At 72.0% G+C, this 17,387-nt stretch carries 13 protein-coding genes and 1 pseudogene; 11 read left to right on the top strand and 3 right to left on the bottom strand.

The window, feature by feature from the left end:
- Window positions 1-101: 101 nt before the first annotated feature.
- On the bottom strand, window positions 102-1,805 hold the full coding sequence (gene recJ, locus BN940_RS10710; protein ID WP_043682894.1) for a single-stranded-DNA-specific exonuclease RecJ: 1,704 nt from the start codon (window positions 1,803-1,805) through the stop codon (window positions 102-104).
- Window positions 1,790-2,701 carry a hypothetical protein gene (locus tag BN940_RS10705; protein WP_043682890.1) on the bottom strand — a complete coding sequence of 304 codons (912 nt, stop codon included), beginning with the start codon at window positions 2,699-2,701 and terminating at the stop codon, window positions 1,790-1,792. Before BN940_RS10705 ends, recJ begins: the two co-directional genes overlap by 16 nt.
- A gap of 43 nt (window positions 2,702-2,744) precedes the next feature.
- Here BN940_RS10705 and BN940_RS10700 point away from each other — a divergent pair, with 43 nt between their 5' ends.
- The 3 genes and pseudogenes from BN940_RS10700 to BN940_RS10690 all read left to right on the top strand — a co-directional run bounded on the left by BN940_RS10700 (window position 2,745) and on the right by BN940_RS10690 (window position 5,782).
- Window positions 2,745-4,016 (top strand): lipoprotein-releasing ABC transporter permease subunit, encoded by a 1,272-nt coding sequence (locus BN940_RS10700; RefSeq protein ID WP_043682887.1) that lies wholly within the window; start codon window positions 2,745-2,747, stop codon window positions 4,014-4,016.
- Window positions 4,009-4,692, top strand: a pseudogene (locus BN940_RS10695) (ABC transporter ATP-binding protein); the annotation flags it as partial. The gene BN940_RS10700 and the pseudogene BN940_RS10695, both read left to right, overlap by 8 nt.
- Window positions 4,693-4,942: 250 nt before the next feature.
- Window positions 4,943-5,782 (top strand): TatD family hydrolase, encoded by an 840-nt coding sequence (locus tag BN940_RS10690; protein WP_043682884.1) that lies wholly within the window; start codon window positions 4,943-4,945, stop codon window positions 5,780-5,782.
- Here the strand turns inward: BN940_RS10690 and BN940_RS10685 are convergent, their stop codons facing one another.
- Complete coding sequence (locus BN940_RS10685; RefSeq protein ID WP_043682881.1) at window positions 5,783-6,133, bottom strand: VOC family protein; 351 nt, start codon at window positions 6,131-6,133, stop codon at window positions 5,783-5,785.
- 176 nt (window positions 6,134-6,309) lie between these two features.
- Here BN940_RS10685 and BN940_RS19815 point away from each other — a divergent pair, with 176 nt between their 5' ends.
- The 8 genes from BN940_RS19815 to greB all read left to right on the top strand — a co-directional run bounded on the left by BN940_RS19815 (window position 6,310) and on the right by greB (window position 17,362).
- Window positions 6,310-9,468, top strand: coding sequence for a ComEC/Rec2 family competence protein (locus BN940_RS19815; protein WP_052355784.1), 3,159 nt, complete (start codon window positions 6,310-6,312; stop codon window positions 9,466-9,468).
- Between the two features lie 280 nt (window positions 9,469-9,748).
- Window positions 9,749-10,981, top strand: coding sequence for a 3-methyl-2-oxobutanoate dehydrogenase (2-methylpropanoyl-transferring) subunit alpha (locus BN940_RS10670; RefSeq protein WP_043682879.1), 1,233 nt, complete (start codon window positions 9,749-9,751; stop codon window positions 10,979-10,981).
- Between the two features lie 2 nt (window positions 10,982-10,983).
- Window positions 10,984-12,021: an alpha-ketoacid dehydrogenase subunit beta gene (locus tag BN940_RS10665; protein WP_043682876.1), complete on the top strand. Its 1,038-nt coding sequence runs from the start codon at window positions 10,984-10,986 to the stop codon at window positions 12,019-12,021.
- Window positions 12,021-13,433 carry a dihydrolipoamide acetyltransferase family protein gene (locus BN940_RS10660; RefSeq protein ID WP_043682873.1) on the top strand — a complete coding sequence of 471 codons (1,413 nt, stop codon included), beginning with the start codon at window positions 12,021-12,023 and terminating at the stop codon, window positions 13,431-13,433. The genes BN940_RS10665 and BN940_RS10660 overlap by 1 nt, the downstream gene beginning before the upstream one ends.
- Window positions 13,434-13,438: 5 nt before the next feature.
- A complete protein-coding gene (gene lpdA / locus BN940_RS10655) occupies window positions 13,439-14,848 on the top strand; it encodes a dihydrolipoyl dehydrogenase (RefSeq protein WP_043682867.1) in 1,410 nt (469 codons plus the stop codon).
- Between the two features lie 88 nt (window positions 14,849-14,936).
- Window positions 14,937-15,908, top strand: a complete 972-nt coding sequence (locus tag BN940_RS10650; protein WP_242404183.1) for an alpha/beta fold hydrolase — start codon at window positions 14,937-14,939, stop codon at window positions 15,906-15,908.
- Between the two features lie 50 nt (window positions 15,909-15,958).
- Window positions 15,959-16,795: a PHP domain-containing protein gene (locus tag BN940_RS10645; RefSeq protein ID WP_043682863.1), complete on the top strand. Its 837-nt coding sequence runs from the start codon at window positions 15,959-15,961 to the stop codon at window positions 16,793-16,795.
- A 12-nt stretch (window positions 16,796-16,807) separates the two neighbouring features.
- On the top strand, window positions 16,808-17,362 hold the full coding sequence (gene greB, locus BN940_RS10640) for a transcription elongation factor GreB (RefSeq protein WP_043682860.1): 555 nt from the start codon (window positions 16,808-16,810) through the stop codon (window positions 17,360-17,362).
- The last annotated feature ends 25 nt before the right edge of the window (window positions 17,363-17,387 follow it).

Below are 17,387 nucleotides of genomic sequence, written 5' to 3'. Positions count from 1 at the left end.
CGGCGCGGCCGCGGTCCGGGGGCCGGCCGCGGCTGCGCGGCTATTCGACTGCGCGGCTCGCGGCGGGGCGGCCGCGGCGCGCGGCGATCCCCGGGCCGCCCTCAGGCCGCGTCCCGCGCGTCCTCGATCAGCAGTTGCACGCTGCTGCGCCCTCCCCAGGTATTGCAGTCCAGCCGGTAGACGGCCTCGATGGCGTCGGGCAGGGGGTCGGCGTGATTGAACCAGATGGCGTCCAGGCGCAGGCCGTCGCGCTCCAGGAACAGTTTCAGGTGCCTGTCCTTCAGCAGGCGCTGGTGCAGGACGCGGAAGCGGTCCTGGAACAGGGGCGGCGGGAATCCGGCGCCCCAGATCTGGTCGGCCAGCAGGCCGGCGGTTTCCACGGTCAGGTAGTCCGGTTCCAGCGAACCGTCGGTGTCCAGGCGCGGCTCGAAGGATTCGCGCCCGCCCAGGGTGCGCACGGCGGCGTCGAACTGCCGCGAAAAATCGTCGAAGGCCGCCGTGCGCAGCGTCAGGCCGGCCGCCATGGCGTGGCCGCCGAACTGCAGGATCGCGCCCGGCAGCCGCTTGCTGACGAGGTCCAGCGCGTCGCGCAGGTGGACTTCGGGAATCGAGCGGCCCGAGCCGCGCAGGGTGTCGCCGTCGTCCGGCGCGAAGGCCAGGGCGGGGCGCCAGTAGGTTTCCTTCAGGCGCGAGGCCACCAGGCCGATCACGCCCTGATGCCAGCCCGGCTGCCAGACGCAGACGCTGGCGGCGAGGGCCTGGGCGGTCGCGTCCAGCTGCGCCAGGGCTTCGTCGCGCATGACGGTTTCCCGGACGCGGCGTTCGCGGTTGATCTCGTCCAGCGCCCGGGCCAGTTCCAGGGCGCGGCCGGGATCGTCCTCCAGCAGGCAGTGGATGCCCAGGCTCATGTCGGCCATGCGGCCGGCGGCGTTGATGCGCGGCCCCAGGGCGAAGCCCAGGTCGTCCGTGCCGGCCCGCGCCGGATCGCGGCCGGCGACCTCGAACAAGGCCGCCAGCCCGGCCTGCATGCGCCCCTGGCGGATGCGCCGCAGCCCCTGGCCGACCAGCAGCCGGTTGTTGGCGTCCAGGCGCACCACGTCGGCCACCGTGCCCAGGGCCACCAGGTCGGCGTAGGCTTCGAGCTTCGGGCCGCCCTTGGGGGGCAGGACGCCGCGCGCGCGCAGCGCGGCGCGCAGGGCCAGCATGACGTAGAAGATCACGCCCACGCCGGCCAGGTGCTTGGAGGGAAAGCCGCAGCCGGCCTGGTTCGGGTTGACGATGGCCAGGGCGTCGGGCAGGTCGGGGCCGGGCAGGTGGTGGTCGGTGACGATGACCTCGATTCCCGCGTCGCGCGCGGCGGCGACGCCTTCGATGCTGGCGATGCCGTTGTCCACCGTCACCAGCAGGTCCGGCTTGCCGGCCGGATGGCGGCAGGCCAGCTCGACCACCGCCGGGGACAGGCCGTAGCCGGTCTCGAAGCGGTTGGGGACCAGGAAATCGACCCGCGCGCCCATCTCGCGCAGGGCGCGCACGGCCACGGCGCAGGCGGTGGCGCCGTCGCAGTCGTAGTCGGCCACGATCAGCAGCCGCCGTCCGGCCTGGATCGCGTCGGCCAGCAGCTCGCCGGCCTGGTCGACGCAGCCGAGCCGGGCCGGGGGGATGAGGGCGGCCCATTCGGTGGGGCCGGCCTGTTCCAGGCCGCGGGCGGCCCACAGGCGGGCCAGCAGAGGGTGGGCGCCGGCCGCCGCCAGGGCCCGGGTGCGGGCCGGGTCGGCGGTGCGCGCGAGGATCAGCGGGCGCACCACCAGCGCCTCCAGTCGTGCGGACGCAGGCGCCGCAGCCAGCCGCCGCGCGCGTCCAGTTCCACGGTCCGTTCGCGCCCGGTCAGCACCAGCGTGGGCGCGGCGCCGGCCAGGGGAGCGAAGCAGCGCCGCTCCAGGTCCGCCAGCGCCTCGATCCAGCCGCCCCAGTCCTGGGCCGCGGCATGGGCCTGCAGCGCGGTCTCGATGCGCAGATCATCCGGCAGTGGGCGGCTCAGCTGGCGGCGGCGCGCGCCGCCGTACAGCCACAGGCTGTTGACCGGCGCCAGGCCCTGGGACTGGCGTTGCTGGTTGACTGGATGATCGTACCAGGCCATCTGCAGGCCGTTGATCAGGCGGCGCCAGGGCCGCGCCGCCGGGTCCTGCGGCCACCAGTCGTTGACGGCGCTGACGGCGACCAGCGCCGGGCTGGCACAGGCCAGGCGGACCGGTTCTGGCCAGTGGACCCGCCAGGTATCGGGAGTGTCGGGCGTCAGCCCGATGCCGCTGTCGGCGATCAGTTCGCGGGCGGCTTCCATCAGGGCGGCGGACTGCTCGGCCGTGATCGCCAGCGTGTCGGCCGGCAGCAGGGCCGCGCCGTCGCGCGAAGGCGCCATGTGGATCAGTTCGGCCAGCCAGACGGGCTCGTCGTCCGCCCCGGGCAGGCGCAGCGGCCCCAGTCCTGCGCTAATATGCTCGTCTTGTGCCGGCGTGAATCCGCTTGCGCGAAGCAGCCAGTGTTCCAGCGGCGTGCACCAGGCGTCCGAGGCCGGACAGGCCGCCGTCCGCGGCGTGCCCAGGCCCAGCCAGCGGGCCAGGGTGGGGGCGCGTTGCGCCAGGTGGGGCGCCAGTTCGGCGGCGACTTCGGGTTCGGGCAATGCCCCGGGGATCACGATGTGCATGGCGGAATTGTAGGGTATCAATCGGACGAGGATGGCGATACGCATGGCGTATGAATGGTGGATAGGGGCGCGCTACGCGGGCCTGGCCCGCGCGGGGCGGGGCGGACGCCGCGGCGACCGCTTCGTGTCCTTCGTGGCGGCGAGTTCCATGGCCGGCATCGGCCTGGGGGTGGCGGCCCTGATCATCGTCCTGTCGGTGATGAACGGCTTCCAGACCCAGGTGCGCGACCGCATGCTGTCGGTGCTGCCGCACATCGAGCTCTACGTGCCCGGCTCGGACCACGGACAGGTGCTGGAGCATTGGCGGGACCTGGCCGATGCCGCCCGCCGGGACCCGGCCGTGCGGGGTGCGGCGCCGTTCGTCGCGGCCCAGGGCATGCTGGCGCGCGGCGAGGGCCTGAGCGGCGTGCAGGTGCGCGGCATCGATCCGGCCATCGAGCCCGAGGTCTCCGACCTGGCCGGCCAGATGGCCTCGGGCAAGCTCGACAGCCTGGCGCCCGGCTCCTTCAACATGGTGGTGGGTAGCCAGATCGCCCAGTCCCTGGGGCTGATGGTGGGCGACACGGTGCTGCTGCTGGCGCCGCAGGGTTCGATCTCGCCGGCCGGCTTCACGCCGCGCATGCGCCAGTTCACGGTGTCCGGGATCTTTTCCTCCGGCTACTACGAATACGATGCCTCGCTGGTGTTCATCGACGTGCGGGACGCCGCCCGGGTGTTCCGCGACAGCGGCGTGAGCGGCGTGCGCCTGCGCATCGCCGACATGCAGCGCGCCCCCCAGGTGGCCCATTCCCTGCTGGAGCGGATGCCGGCGGGCGTGCGGGCCATGGACTGGACCCAGAACAACCGCACCTGGTTCGCCGCCGTGCAGACCGAGAAGCGCATGATGTTCCTGATCCTGACCCTGATCGTGGCGGTGGCGGCCTTCAACCTGCTGTCCTCGCTGGTGATGGCGGTCAAGGACAAGCGCTCCGACATCGCCATCCTGCGCACCCTGGGCGCCACCCCGGCCGAGATCGCGCGCATCTTCCTCATCCAGGGCGCCCTGATCGGCGTGGTGGGCACGCTGGGAGGCGTGGCGCTGGGCACGCTGGTGGCCTACAACATCGACGTGATCGTGCCCTGGATCGAGCATGCGCTGGGCATCCAGTTCCTGCCCCAGCAGATCTATTTCATCAGCGAGCTGCCGTCCAATCCCCAGGTGGGCGACATTGCCGTGATCGGCGGGACCTCCCTGGCCCTGTCCCTGCTGGCCACGCTGTACCCCAGCTGGCGGGCCTCCCGCCTGCAACCCGCCCGAGTGCTGCGCCATGACTGATTCCGCCGCTCCCGACGCCGTGCTGCGCGCCGAGCACCTGGCCAAGACCTATGACGAGGGCGCCGGGCGGGTCGAGGTCCTGCGCGACGTCAGCCTGGCGGTCCACGCCCATGAGATGGTCGCCGTCGTCGGCGCCTCGGGCTCGGGCAAGAGCACGCTGCTGCACGTGCTGGGCCTGCTGGACGAGCCCGACGCGGGGCGGCTGTGGATTGCCGGGCAGGCCGCCACGGGGCTGGACGAGCGGCGCCGCAGCCGCCTGCGCAACCAGGCCCTGGGCTTCGTCTACCAGTTCCATCACCTGCTGCCGGAATTCACCGCGCTGGACAATGTCGCCATGCCCCTGATCGTGCGCCGCTGCTCGCGGGCGCAGGCCCGGGCGCAGGCCGCCGCGATCCTGGACCAGGTCGGCCTGGCGGACCGGGCCATGCATTTCCCCGGCCAGCTCTCGGGCGGCGAGCGCCAGCGCGTGGCCCTGGCGCGGGCATTGGTGACGCAGCCGGCCTGCGTGCTGGCCGACGAGCCCACCGGCAACCTGGACCGGCGCACGGCCGACGCCATGTTCGCGCTGCTGGCGCGCGTCAACCGGGAACTGGGCACGGCCTTCGTCATCGTCACCCACGATCCGGCGCTGGCGGCCCTGGCGCACCGGCGTTTCCACATGCAGGCGGGACGGCTGGATGAGGCCGGACATGGCGCAGTCCCTGCGGACTGCGCCATGCCTGACGAATCCGAGCCGCTTGCAAGCGGCGAGGTGGATAGGGCCGGGTAGGCCGCGGGCCGGGTCCGGCGCATGCTGCATCCGGTCGCCCGCGGCGCTGCCGCGGTGCGGCCCAGGGCGGCCCGGGGCGGCCGCTTCCGGCCATGCCCGGTCGCCCGGCGGTTTGACCGGCGCCGGGCCGCAGGCCCGCTACCCGAACGGAGAGCCCATGCTGATCGACACCCATTGCCACCTGGACGCCGCGGAATTCGATGCGGACCGGCCCGCCGTGATCGAGCGCGCGCGGCGCGCGGGCGTCCGGGGCATCGTGATCCCGGCCGTGGCGCGCGCCAACTTCGCGGCCGTCCGGGACCTGGCGCATGCCACCCCGGGCGCCTGCTACGCCCTGGGCATCCATCCGCTGTACGTGGAGCGCTCGGCCGAGGCGGACCTGGACGCGCTGGATGCCACCCTGGCGGCGGCGCGGAACGATCCCAGGCTGGTGGCGGTCGGCGAGATCGGGCTGGATTTCTTCGTCGAGGAAGCCAGGGCGCCGGAACGGCGCGAGCGCCAGGAGCGGTTCTACACGCGCCAGCTGGACCTGGCGCGGCGCCACGGCCTGCCGGTGCTGCTGCACGTGCGCCGGTCGCAGGACGTGCTGCTCAAGCACCTGCGCCGCCGCCCGCCGATCGGCGGCATCGCCCATGCCTTCAACGGCAGCTTCCAGCAGGCCGGGCAGTTCATCGCGCAGGGCTTCGCCCTGGGGCTGGGCGGGGCCATGACCTTCGAGCGCGCCCGGCAGATCCGCCGCCTGGCCGCGCAGTTGCCGGCCGAGGCCCTGGTGCTGGAGACCGACGCGCCCGACATTCCCCCCGCCTGGCTGGGGCGCGGCGCCGACGGCCGGCCGTGGCCCGCGCGCAACGAACCGGCGCAGACGGCCGGCATCGCCCGCGTCCTGGCCGGGCTGCGCGGTCTTGATGCCGAGGCGCTGATCGCGCAGTGCGCCGTCAATGCCCGCCGGGTGCTGCCCCGGCTGGCGCGCGCCCTGGGCGAGGCGGATGGCGCGTAGCTATTCGTGCTGAAGAATATTGACGAGCGTACCGAGCGGGTCCCTGACGTAGAACCGGCGGACGCCCCACGGCTCGTTGGCGGGACCGTATTCCACCCGGATCCCGCCTTTCCGCACGCGTTGCAAGGCCTCATCGAGGTCATCCACCTCAATGGACAGGTCCGGTACGGGCGTGTCGGAACCGCCCTGGTTTGCGAAGCTGACCTGGACCGTCATCTTGCCGGGGCCTGTGTATGTGCGGAGCCAGCCGTGGTCCATGGCGAGTTCGAGATCCAGAATGTCCCGGTAGAACGCATCCACCGCGGCGGGGTCGGGTGTCGGGATGTTGGCGACGATTCGTTTGACCTTCATGGGATCTCCAGATGTGCGGGTTGCCAATCCGACAGCTTATTGAAGCCGGACGCTTTTCCACAAGCGGGTCTTGCCAGGCACTACGTGGTTTCCCCCCTGGACCGGAATGCGCGTGAGGCGTTCCGGCGGCCCGTTCACCCCCTAAGCTGAAAGAGGATTCGTTTTCGGGGGAAGGCATGCTCGGGCGCGCGATGGTGGCGGCGGGGCTGGGCGGCGTGCTCGGCGCCCATCGGCTGGCCGATCTGCCGGGGGGCGGCACGCTGGCGCTGGTTTCCTGCATGGCGGGGCTGGCGGCATGGGCGGCGTGGCGGGCCGGTCGTGGGACCGTCCGGAACGGCGGTGCGATGCGGCGCGTGGGGGCGTGCTGGGCGGAGCGGCCAGGTGCGGCCGATCATCGCGCCGGTCCGATGGAACCGGCCCGGAGGCGCGGTTCGGGTCCGGGGCGCGGCCTCCTGCTGCGCGCGTCGGTCCTGTGCCTGCTGAGCGCCTGGGCCGGTTTCGTCTTCACCGTGCTGTGCGCCCAGGCGCGGCTGGCACAGGCGCTGGCCGACGGCAACGTGGACCGCGTGTCGCGGGTGACGCTGCGCGTCGACAGCCTGCCCCGGCTCCAGCCGGACCGCCTGACTTTCGAGGCCGTGGTGCTGGACGCGCATCCCGGCGGCGTGCCCGAGCGGATCCGGGTGCGCTGGCCGGCCGCCGGCTGGCGCGGCCCCTATGCGCCCGCGCGGCCGCCCGATCCTCCGTTTCCCGAAGTGCGTCCCGGCCAGGTCTGGCGCATGGCCCTGGTGCTGCGGCCGGTGCGCGCCGCGCAGAATCGGCATGCCTTCGATGCCGAGGCCCATGCCTTTGCCGCCGGCATCCGTGCGCAGGGCACGGTGCGAGGCACACCGGAATGGCTGCGCGACGAGGACTGGGCGGGCCTGTCCGTGATCGCCGGGCGCGCGCGTCATGCGGTGCGCGAGGCCATGGCGCCACATCTGCAAGGCCTGCGCTACGGGCCGGTGCTGCGGGCGCTGGCCATTGGCGACCAGGACGGAGTGGACGATGCCGACTGGGCCGTCTTCAACCGCACCGGCATCACCCACCTGGTCTCCATCAGCGGTTCGCACATCACCCTGCTGGCCGGCGCGGGCGGGCTGGCGGTGTATGGCCTGTGGCGCCGTCTGCGCTGGCGCGGGCGCTGCCTGGCCGAGCGCTGGCCCGCCCGGCGGGCGGGCGCCCTCGCGGCGCTGCTGGTCGCCTGGCTGTACTGCCTGCTGGCGGGCTGGGGCGTGCCCGCGCGGCGCACCTTCATGATGCTGGCCGTGGTGGCGGGCGCCCAGGCCCTGCAGCTGCGCGTCAGCGGTTCACGGGTGCTGGCCCTGGCGGCCGCGGCGGTCGTGCTGACGGATCCCTGGGCGGTGCTGGCGGGCGGATTCTGGCTCTCGTTCCTGGCCGTGGCCGTGCTGCTGGCCGTCAGCGCGCGGGCAGAGAATGCCGGCGAGGACGGAGCGGCCGGGGAGCGGCTGCTCGGGGATGACCGGACTGGGAACGAGCCGGTCGGGAATGAGCCGGTCGGGAATGAGCCGGCGGGGAATGAATCATCTAGGAACGAGCCGATCAGGAATGGGTGGGCTGGGGATGAACAGGCGAGGGATGAACAGGCTGGGGGCGGGCAGGCTGGCGATGAGCAGGCTGGCGATGAACAGGCTGGGGGCGGGCAGGCCGGGAATAGGGCGGCGACCGTGCCTCGTTCGGCGCCTGGCGCCCGCCCGGCCGAGCGGCGGCGCGACCGCTGGCTGCGCGGCCTGATGCTCGCGGCGCGCCTGCAGTGGGCGATCACCTGGGCCCTGGCGCCGCCGCTGGCCTGGACCTTTCACGAGGTCTCGCTGGTGTCCCCGCTGGCCAACGCCTACGCCATCCCCGTCATCGAACTGCTGGTCACGCCCCTGTCGTTGCTGCTGGCCGGCGTGGCGCTGGTGCCGGGGCTGGACGCCGTGGCCGCCGGCCTGGCCTGGCTCGCGCATGGCACGCTGGTCCTGATGATGCGGCCGACCGAATGGCTGGCCGCCTTGCCGGCCTGGCCCGTGCCGGCCGGTCCGGCGTGGCTGTATCTGCTGGCGCTGGCCGGGGCGGCGGTGGCGCTCTGGCCGGGGGGTGGATCGGGCGGCCGGCCGTCCGGAGAGCGCATGGCGGGTCCTTTCGGCGAGCCGGCAGAGGCGGGACGAACGGCTTTCGCCGTTCCGGGCCGGGGCGGGGATGGGGAGACGATGGCTGCATCCCATTACGGCGCGGCCGCGCATTGGACCGCTCCATCGCGCCGCCGCGCCCGGGGTTGGGCCGATCCATTGCGCCGCCGCCGCGCCTGGGCCTGGCTGGCCTTGCTGCCCATGCTGCTGTGGCCGCCGGCCCGTCCGGCCGATGGCGAGTGGGACCTGCGTGCGCTGGACGTGGGGCAGGGCAGCGCCTTGCTGGTCCGCACGGCGCGGCACACGCTGCTGTTCGACGCGGGCGCGCGCCACGCGCGGGATGCGGACGAGGGTGTCCGCACGATCGTCCCCGCCTTGAAGGCCCTGGGCGTGCGCCGCCTGGACGCGCTGGTCGTGTCCCATGCCGATCTGGATCATGCCGGCGGAGTCCGCAGCGTGCTGGCGGCGGTGCCGGTGGCGCAGGCTTTCGCTTCCTTCGACCTGGATGCCTGGCTGCGCGCCGAGACCCGCAAGCTGGGCGCCGCCGACACGCCCTTGCCGCGGGCGGCGGCGCCCTGCCGCTTCGGCGATCGCTGGCGTCTGGACGGCGTCGAATTTGAATTCCTCTGGCCGCTGGACGTGCGCGCGCGCCGCCCGGGCGCGGAAGCCAACGCCGGCAGCTGCGTGTTGCGGGTGCGCGGCGCGCATCACAGCCTGCTGCTGACGGGCGACATCGAGATCCGCGCCGAGACGGCCCTGGTCGAACGCGGACTGACGCCGGCGGACGTGGTCGTGGCTGCGCACCACGGCTCGCGCACCTCGTCGTCGGCCGCCTTCGTCGGGGCCGCCGCCGCGCGCCACGTGATCTTCCAGGCCGGCGCCTGGAACCGGCACGGCCATCCGGACACCGCCGTGCTGGAGCGCTGGCGCCGGGCGGGTGCCACCCTGTGGCGCACCGATCTGCAAGGCGGGATCGATGCCCGGTCGCGCGCCGAGGGACTCACGCTGTCCAGCGTCCTGGAGTCGTCCCGCCGCCATTGGCACGGGCGGGAAGTCTTCCGCGGGATGGGCGCTGCGCTGCGCGACGAGCCGCAGCCAGGCGGTCAGGCCGCGGTTCGGTTCTTCGGTCCCGGAACGAGGGACGTTTCGATCTGCAAGCCGGGGTAAATGCCTGGTCGCGCGGCACCGGCCTGTCGTTGTACAGTGTCCTGGAGTCGTCCCGTCGTTAAGGGCATGGACGGCGCCTGTAGTGGTTTTCGCGGTCTTGCGTCTTGGCGCCGGATCGGCGATGATCCGGCAGCCGTCCACAAGACGACTGTGGTCCTTTCGAGAATGTTCGAGCTCATCCGCCCGGCCACGGGAATCCGTTCAGCGGATTTTCCAGGCACCGGCCCGGATTCGGGATTCTCCTGCGGGCTTGTGAAAAATCCAAAAGATTTTTGCGACCATGACACAGACACCTCTGAAGTTCTACGTGCCCGAGCCCTCGGGGCGTCCCGGTCAGGAAACCGACTTTTCCTATCTGCGCCTGCAACCCGCCGGGGCCGCGCGCAAGCCTCCCATCGACATCGCGCCCTACGACACCCGTGACCTGGCCATGGGGCTGATCCGCGTGCTCGACGACGAGGGCAACGCCCAGGGTCCCTGGGCCGAAGACCCGCCCGATGACGAACTGCTGCGCCGCGGCCTGCGCGCCATGGTCAAGACGCGCATCTTCGATGCCCGCATGGTCATCGCCCAGCGCCAGAAGAAGACCTCGTTCTACATGCAATGCCTGGGCGAGGAAGCCATCGCCATCGGCCAGTCGCTGGCGCTGCGCGAAGGCGACATGCATTTTCCGTCCTACCGCCAGCAGGGCCTGCTCATCGCGCAGGACTACCCCCTGTTCGACATGATGTGCCAGATCTTTTCCAACGACCAGGATCCGCTCAAGGGCCGCCAGCTGCCGGTGCTGTATTCGGTGCCGGAAAAAGGCTTCTTCACGCTGTCGGGCAACCTGGGCACGCAGATGCCCCAGGCGGTGGGCTGGGCCATGGCCTCGGCCATCAAGGGCGACACCCGCATCGCCTGCGGCTGGATCGGCGACGGCGCCACGGCCGAGTCCGACTACCAGACGGCGCTGCTGTTCGCGCACGTGTACCGGGCGCCGGTGATCCTCAACGTGATCAACAACCAGTGGGCGATCTCCACCTTCCAGTCCGTCGCGGGCGGCGAGGGCATCACGCTGGCGGCGCGCGGCATCGGCTCGAACCTCGCCTCGCTGCGGGTGGACGGCAACGATTTCCTGGCCGTCCACGCCGTGTCCCGCTGGGCCGCCGAACGGGCGCGCAGCAACCACGGCGCCACGCTGATCGAATGGGTCAGCTACCGGGCCGGGCCGCACTCCACTTCCGACGATCCGTCCAAATACCGGCCGGCCGACGACTGGTCGCGCTTCCCGCTGGGCGATCCGATCGCGCGGCTGAAGGACCACATGCTCAAGCGCGGCATCTGGTCCGAACAGGAACACCAGGAACTGCAGAAGGCCTGCGAGGCCGAGGTCGTCGCCGCCCAGAAGAAGGCCGAGGCCCACGGCACGCTGGCCACCGGGCGCACCAGCAGCGTGGCGACCATGTTCGAGGACGTGTACAAGGACATGCCGGTCCACCTGCGCCGGCAGCGCCAGGAACTGGGAGTGTGAGCATGGCACAGGAAAAAACCAAGACCCGTCCCATGACGATGATCCAGGCCCTGCGCTCGGCCATGGACGTCATGCTGGAGCGGGACGAGAACATCGTCGTCTTCGGCGAGGACGTCGGCTATTTCGGCGGCGTGTTCCGCTGCACCGAAGGCCTGCAGGCCAAGTATGGCCCCTCGCGCGTATTCGATGCGCCGATTTCCGAAAGCGGCATCGTCGCGGCGGCCATCGGCATGGGGGCCTACGGCCTGCGCCCGGTGGTCGAGATCCAGTTCGCCGACTACTTCTACCCGGCGGCCGACCAGATCTTCTCCGAGGCGGCGCGCCTGCGTTATCGCTCGGCGGGCGGCTACACCGCGCCGCTGACCATCCGCATGCCCTGCGGCGGCGGGATCTTCGGCGGCCAGACCCACAGCCAGAGTCCGGAGGCCCTGTTCACGCACGTGGCCGGCCTGCGCACCGTCATGCCGTCCAACCCCTACGACGCCAAGGGCCTGCTGATCAGCTCCATCGAGAACGACGACCCGGTCATCTTCCTGGAGCCCAAGCGCCTGTACAACGGCCCCTTCGACGGCCACCACGACCAGCCCGTCGTGCCCTGGTCCAAGCATCCGCTGGGCAACGTGCCCGAAGGCTACTACACCGTGCCGCTGGACTCGGCTTCGCTTTACCGCGAAGGCCGCGAGCTGACCGTGCTGACCTACGGCACCATGGTGTACGTGGCCGAGGTCGCCGCGCGCGAGGCCGGCATCGACGCCGACATCCTCGACCTGCGCAGCCTCTGGCCGCTGGACCTGGACGCGATCCTGGCCTCGGTGCGCAAGACCGGCCGCTGCGTGGTGCTGCACGAGGCCACCCGCACCAGCGGGTTCGGCGCCGAGCTGTGCGCCCTGGTCCAGGAGCATTGTTTCTATCATCTCGAGGCCCCGATCGAACGCATCACGGGGTGGGACACGCCGTATCCCCATTCGCACGAATGGGCTTATTTCCCCGGCCCCAAGCGGGTTGCGGAGGCGTTCAAGCGCGTGTTCCGGGAGGCATAATGGGTATTCACATCATCAAGATGCCGGACATCGGCGAAGGCATCGCGGAAGTCGAACTCGTCGAATGGCACGTCCAGGCGGGCGACGCCGTCGTCGAAGACCAGGTCCTGGCCGACGTCATGACCGACAAGGCCACCGTCCAGGTGCCGTCCCCGGTGCACGGGCGCGTCGTGTCGCTGGGCGGCCAGGTCGGCGACGTCATGGCGGTGGGCTCCGAGCTCATCCGCCTGGAGGTCGAGGGCGAGGGCAACGAGCACATGGTCGGGGCGACGTCGCGGGCGGCTGCGGCGCCCGCCGCGGCCGCGACCGCATCTGCACCCGCGGCGCCGGCACCGGCGCCCCAGCCCGAACAACCCCAGCCCGGACCCGAGTCCGAAGCACCCGTCGCGGCCGCCGCGCCCCGCAACGGCGATCGCGCGAAGGCCGCCGCGGCGCCGTCCGCTGCCGTGCCCGCTTCATCCGCGCCGGCTCCCGCCGCGCGCGGCGGACAGGCGCCGCATGCGGCCTCGCATGCGCCGTCGCGCCCCGAAGGCCAGCGCCCGCTGGCCTCGCCGGCCGTGCGCCGCCGCGCCTGGGACCTGGGCATCACCCTGCAGTACGTGCCGGGCACCGGCCCCGCCGGCCGGATCACGCACGGCGACCTGGACGCCTGGCTGGCGCGCGACCGCAACGCGACCTCGAACCGCACCACCGGCACGCTCTACGCCTCCCAGGACGAGGAAACCCAGATCCCCGTCATCGGCCTGCGGCGCAAGATCGCCCAGAAGATGCAGGAATCCAAGCGCCGCATTCCGCACTTCACCTACGTCGAGGAAATCGACGTGACCGAGCTGGAATCGCTGCGCGCGCGCCTGAACGCCCTGCACGGCGCCGAGCGCGGCAAGCTGACCCTGCTGCCGTTCCTGGCGCGCGCCATGGTGCTGGCCCTGCGCGAGTTTCCGCAGATCAACGCCCGTTACGACGACGACGCGGGCGTGGTGACGCAGTACGGGGCGGTGCATCTGGGCGTGGCGGCGCAGACGCCGTCGGGCCTGATGGTGCCGGTGCTGCATCACGCCGAGACCCTGGACCTCTGGTCGTGCGCGGCGGAAGTCGCGCGCCTGGCCGAGGCCGCCCGCCAGGGCAAGGCGGCGCGCGACGAGCTGAGCGGCTCGACCATCACCCTGACCAGCCTGGGGGCGCTCGGGGGCATCGTGTCCACGCCGGTCATCAACCATCCGGAAGTCGCCATCGTCGGCGTCAACCGCGTGGTCGAGCGGCCGGTGTTCCAGGAGGGCCGGGTCGTGGCGCGCAAGCTCATGAACCTGTCCTCGTCCTTCGATCATCGCGTGGTCGACGGCATGCATGCCGCCGAGTTCATCCAGTGCATCCGGCGTTACCTGGAGTGCCCGGCGCTCTTGTTCGTGGAGTAAGCAGCATGTCCAATCCCATCCATACCACCTTGCTCATCATCGGCGGCGGCCCCGGCGGCTACGTGGCGGCCATCCGCGCCGGCCAGCTGGGCATTCCCACCGTGCTGGTCGAAGGCGCAGCCCTGGGCGGCACCTGCCTGAACATCGGCTGCATCCCGTCCAAGGCGCTGATCCACGTGGCCGAGCAGTTCCACGCGCTGCAGGGTTACGCCGGCGATTCGCCGCTGGGCATCCGCGCCCAGTCGCCCGAACTCGACCTGGCGCGCAGCGTCGCCTGGAAGGACGGCATCGTCAAGAAGCTGACCGCCGGCGTGGGCGCGCTGCTGAAGAAGCACAAGGTCACGGTCGTCCAGGGCTGGGCGCGCATCGTCGATGGCAAGACCGTGGACGTCGATCCCGTCGTCCGCGGCAAGGCCGGCGCGCCGCAGCGCATCCGCTGCGAGCACCTGCTGCTCGCCACGGGGTCCGAACCCGCCGCGCTGCCCTTCATGCCCTTCGGCGGCCCGGTGATTTCCTCCACCGAGGCGCTGTCGCCCAGGAAACTGCCGAAGTCCCTGGCCATCGTCGGCGCGGGCTACATCGGCCTGGAGCTGGGCACGGTCTACCGCAAGCTCGGCGTGAAGGTCGACGTGATCGAGGCGCAGGACCGCATCCTGCCCGTCTACGACGCCGACCTGGTCAAGCCGGTGCACGCCGCGCTGAAATCCCTGGGCGTGGGCCTGCACCTGCAGACCCAGGTCCTGGGCCTGGCGGAGGACGGCAAGGGCCTGCGGGTCCAGTCGGGCAAGACCGAGGACGTGCTGCCCGCGCAGCAGGTGCTGGTGGCCGTCGGACGCAAACCCCGCAGCCGGGGCTTCGGCCTCAGTTCCCTGATGCTCGACATGGACGGCCAGGCGGTGCGCGTGGACGACCGCTGCCGCACGTCCATGACCGGGGTCTGGGCCATCGGCGACCTGACGGGCGAGCCCATGCTGGCGCACCGCGCCATGGCGCAGGGCGAATGCGTGGCCGAGCAGATCGCCGGCCACACGCGGCGCTTCATGCCGGCGGCCATCCCGGCCGTGTGCTTCACCGATCCGGAGGTCGTCACGGCGGGCCTGTCGCCGCAGCAGGCGGCCCAGGCCGGCATCGACGCCATCGACGCGTCCTTCCCCCTGGCGGCCAACGGCCGGGCGATGACGCTGGAATCGACCGACGGCTTCGTGCGGGTGGTGGCGCGGCGCGACAACCACCTGATCCTGGGCTGGCAGGCCGTGGGGCGGGGCGTGTCGGAATTCGCCGCCGCCTTCGGCCAGTCCATCGAGATGGGCGCCCGGCTGGAGGACGTGGGCCATACGATCCACGCCCATCCGACCCAGGGCGAGGCGATCCAGGAAGCGGCCCTGCGGGCGCTGGGGCAGGCGCTGCACGTCTGAGCGCGCCGCGGGCGGGGGCGGGGGCTTCTCCTCGCCCCGTCCATCGCCATGTTTAAATAAGGGCGTCCGTCCGACACGAGGTGCCCCCATGTCTTCCGCTTCCCCAGCCCCGCACTCCCGAACCCCAACGGCCGACGAGCCCCGCCTGGATTTCGTCGCCTGCGCCAGTCCGGCGGGCCTGCATCGCATGGCGTATTGGGAATGGGGCGATCCGGACAACGACCGGGTCCTGGTCTGCGTGCACGGGCTGACCCGCACCGGGCGGGACTTCGATGCGCTGGCGCGCGCGCTGAGCCGCGAATACCGCGTGGCCTGCCCCGACGTGGTGGGGCGGGGGCGCTCGGACTGGCTGATCGATCCGGCCGGCTACGCGATTCCCCAGTACGTGGCCGACCTGACGACGCTGGTCGCCCGCCTGCGGCCGGCGCGCCTGGATTGGGTCGGCACGTCGATGGGCGGGCTGATCGGGCTGGGCCTGGCGGGGATGGCGGCCGTGTCGCCCGCCCTGCGTCCCGCCCGCGGCGCGCTGGGGCTGGGCGCGGCGCCCGACGTGCCGCTGGGCCGCATGGTCTTCAACGACATCGGCCCCACGCTGAACTTCGACGGCCTGGCGCGGATCGGCACGTACGTCGGCCAGGACCTGAGTTTCGCGCGCTACGAGCAGGCGGTGGACTACGTCCGGACGGTGTCCGCCGCCTTCGGACCGCATGACGAGGCCGGCTGGGATGCGCTCACCCGGTACGTGTTCCCCGAGCGGGACGGCCGGTGGGTCAAGCATTACGACCTGCGCCTGGCCCAGCCCTTCGCCCTGCAGACCCCCGAGGCCACGGCCGCCGCCGAGGCCCTGCTGTGGCAGGCCTGGGACCGCCTGCCCGTGCCGGCCCTGATCCTGCGCGGCGCGCAGTCCGACATCCTGACGCCGGAGACCGCGCAGCGGATGCTGGAACGCAATCCCCGCGCCCGCCTGGTGGAATTCGACGGGGTGGGGCATGCGCCCACCCTGCGCGCCGACGCGCAGATCGCCGCGGTGCGCGATTTCCTGCTCGCTGCCTCGTGCTGAATCCGGGCGGTCCGCCGGCCGCCCGCACCGCGCCTCCGCGCACCGGAATCATGCCGCTGAACGTCGATCTGCACAGCCATTCCTCCTGCTCCGACGGGGTCCTGCCGCCCGCGCAGGTGGCCGCGCGCGCCCGCGAGCAGGGGGTGGACTGGTGGTCGCTGAGCGACCACGACGAGACCTCCGGCCTGGCCGAGGCCGCCGCCGCGGCGCGCGAACTGGGCCTGGGCTTCATCCCCGGCGTGGAGATTTCCGTGACGTTCTGCGGACTCACGGTCCACGTCCTGGGCCTGAACATCGATCCGGAGCAGCCCGACCTGCGCGCGGGCCTGGCCGGCATCCGCCGCAGCCGCTTCGAGCGCGCCGGGGAAATCGCCGAGCGGCTGCAGGACTGCGGCATCGCCGGCGCCTACGAGGGCGCCCTGCGGCAGGTGGACAATCCGGACCTGATCGGGCGCGTGCATTTCGCCCGCCATCTGCTGGAGCAGGGGCATTGCAGGACCCTGCAGCAGGCCTTCGACCGCTACCTGGGCGACGGCAAGCGGGCCTTCGTGCCGATGCGCTGGCCCAGCCTGGAAGCGGCGGTGGCCTGGATCCGCGCGGCCGGCGGCAAGGCGGTGATCGCCCACCCCGGACGCTACCGCTATACGCTGCAGCAGTTCGACGCGCTGTTCGAGGCATTCAAGTCGCTGGGCGGCGTCGGCCTGGAGGTCGTCTCCAGCGGCCACACGCCCGCCCAGTGCAACCGTTACGCCCGCGTGGCGCAGGCCTACGGCTTCGAGGCGTCGCGCGGCTCGGATTTTCACGCGCCGGGCATCCCCCGCGCGGAACTGGGCCGCGTGCCGCCGCTGCCGGAATACCTGACGCCGGTGTGGCGCGACTGGATCTAGTGGAGTGATGCGATGAACAAGGCTTTCGTCAAGGAGTCCGAAGGCGACGAGGACGACGACCTGCCCGAATCCCGGGCGCTGCCCGCCGGGACCAAGAACTACATGACGGTGGCCGGCTACCGGGCGCTGAACGACGAGCTGATGCACCTGATGAACGTCGAGCGCCCCGAGGTGGTGTCCGTCGTGTCGTGGGCCGCGTCCAACGGCGACCGCTCGGAGAACGGCGACTACCTGTACGGCAAGAAACGGCTGCGGGAGATCGACCGGCGCATCCGCTACCTGACGCGCCGCCTGGAGTCGGCCGAGGTCGTCGACCCGGCCCAGCAGCCCAACCGCGACCAGGTTTTCTTCGGCGCGACCGTGCATTACTGCGACAGCCGCGGCGAGGAATTCACCGTCACCATCGTCGGCGTGGACGAGGCCGAGCCCCTGGCCGGCCGGATCAGCTGGGTCTCGCCCGTGGCCCGCGCCCTGATCAAGGCGCGCGAAGGCGATACCGTGACCCTGCGCACGCCCTCGGGGATCGAGGAGCTCGACATACTGGACATCCGCTATCCGGATCCCTGATCGCGGCTGTCGATCGCGGCTAAAA

Source organism: Castellaniella defragrans 65Phen, from assembly GCF_000612685.1.
Taxonomy (GTDB): Bacteria; Pseudomonadota; Gammaproteobacteria; order Burkholderiales; family Burkholderiaceae_B; genus Castellaniella; species Castellaniella defragrans.
The sequence above is the reverse complement of the archived record's forward strand: the minus strand, read 5'-3'. Positions and strand labels throughout refer to the sequence as shown.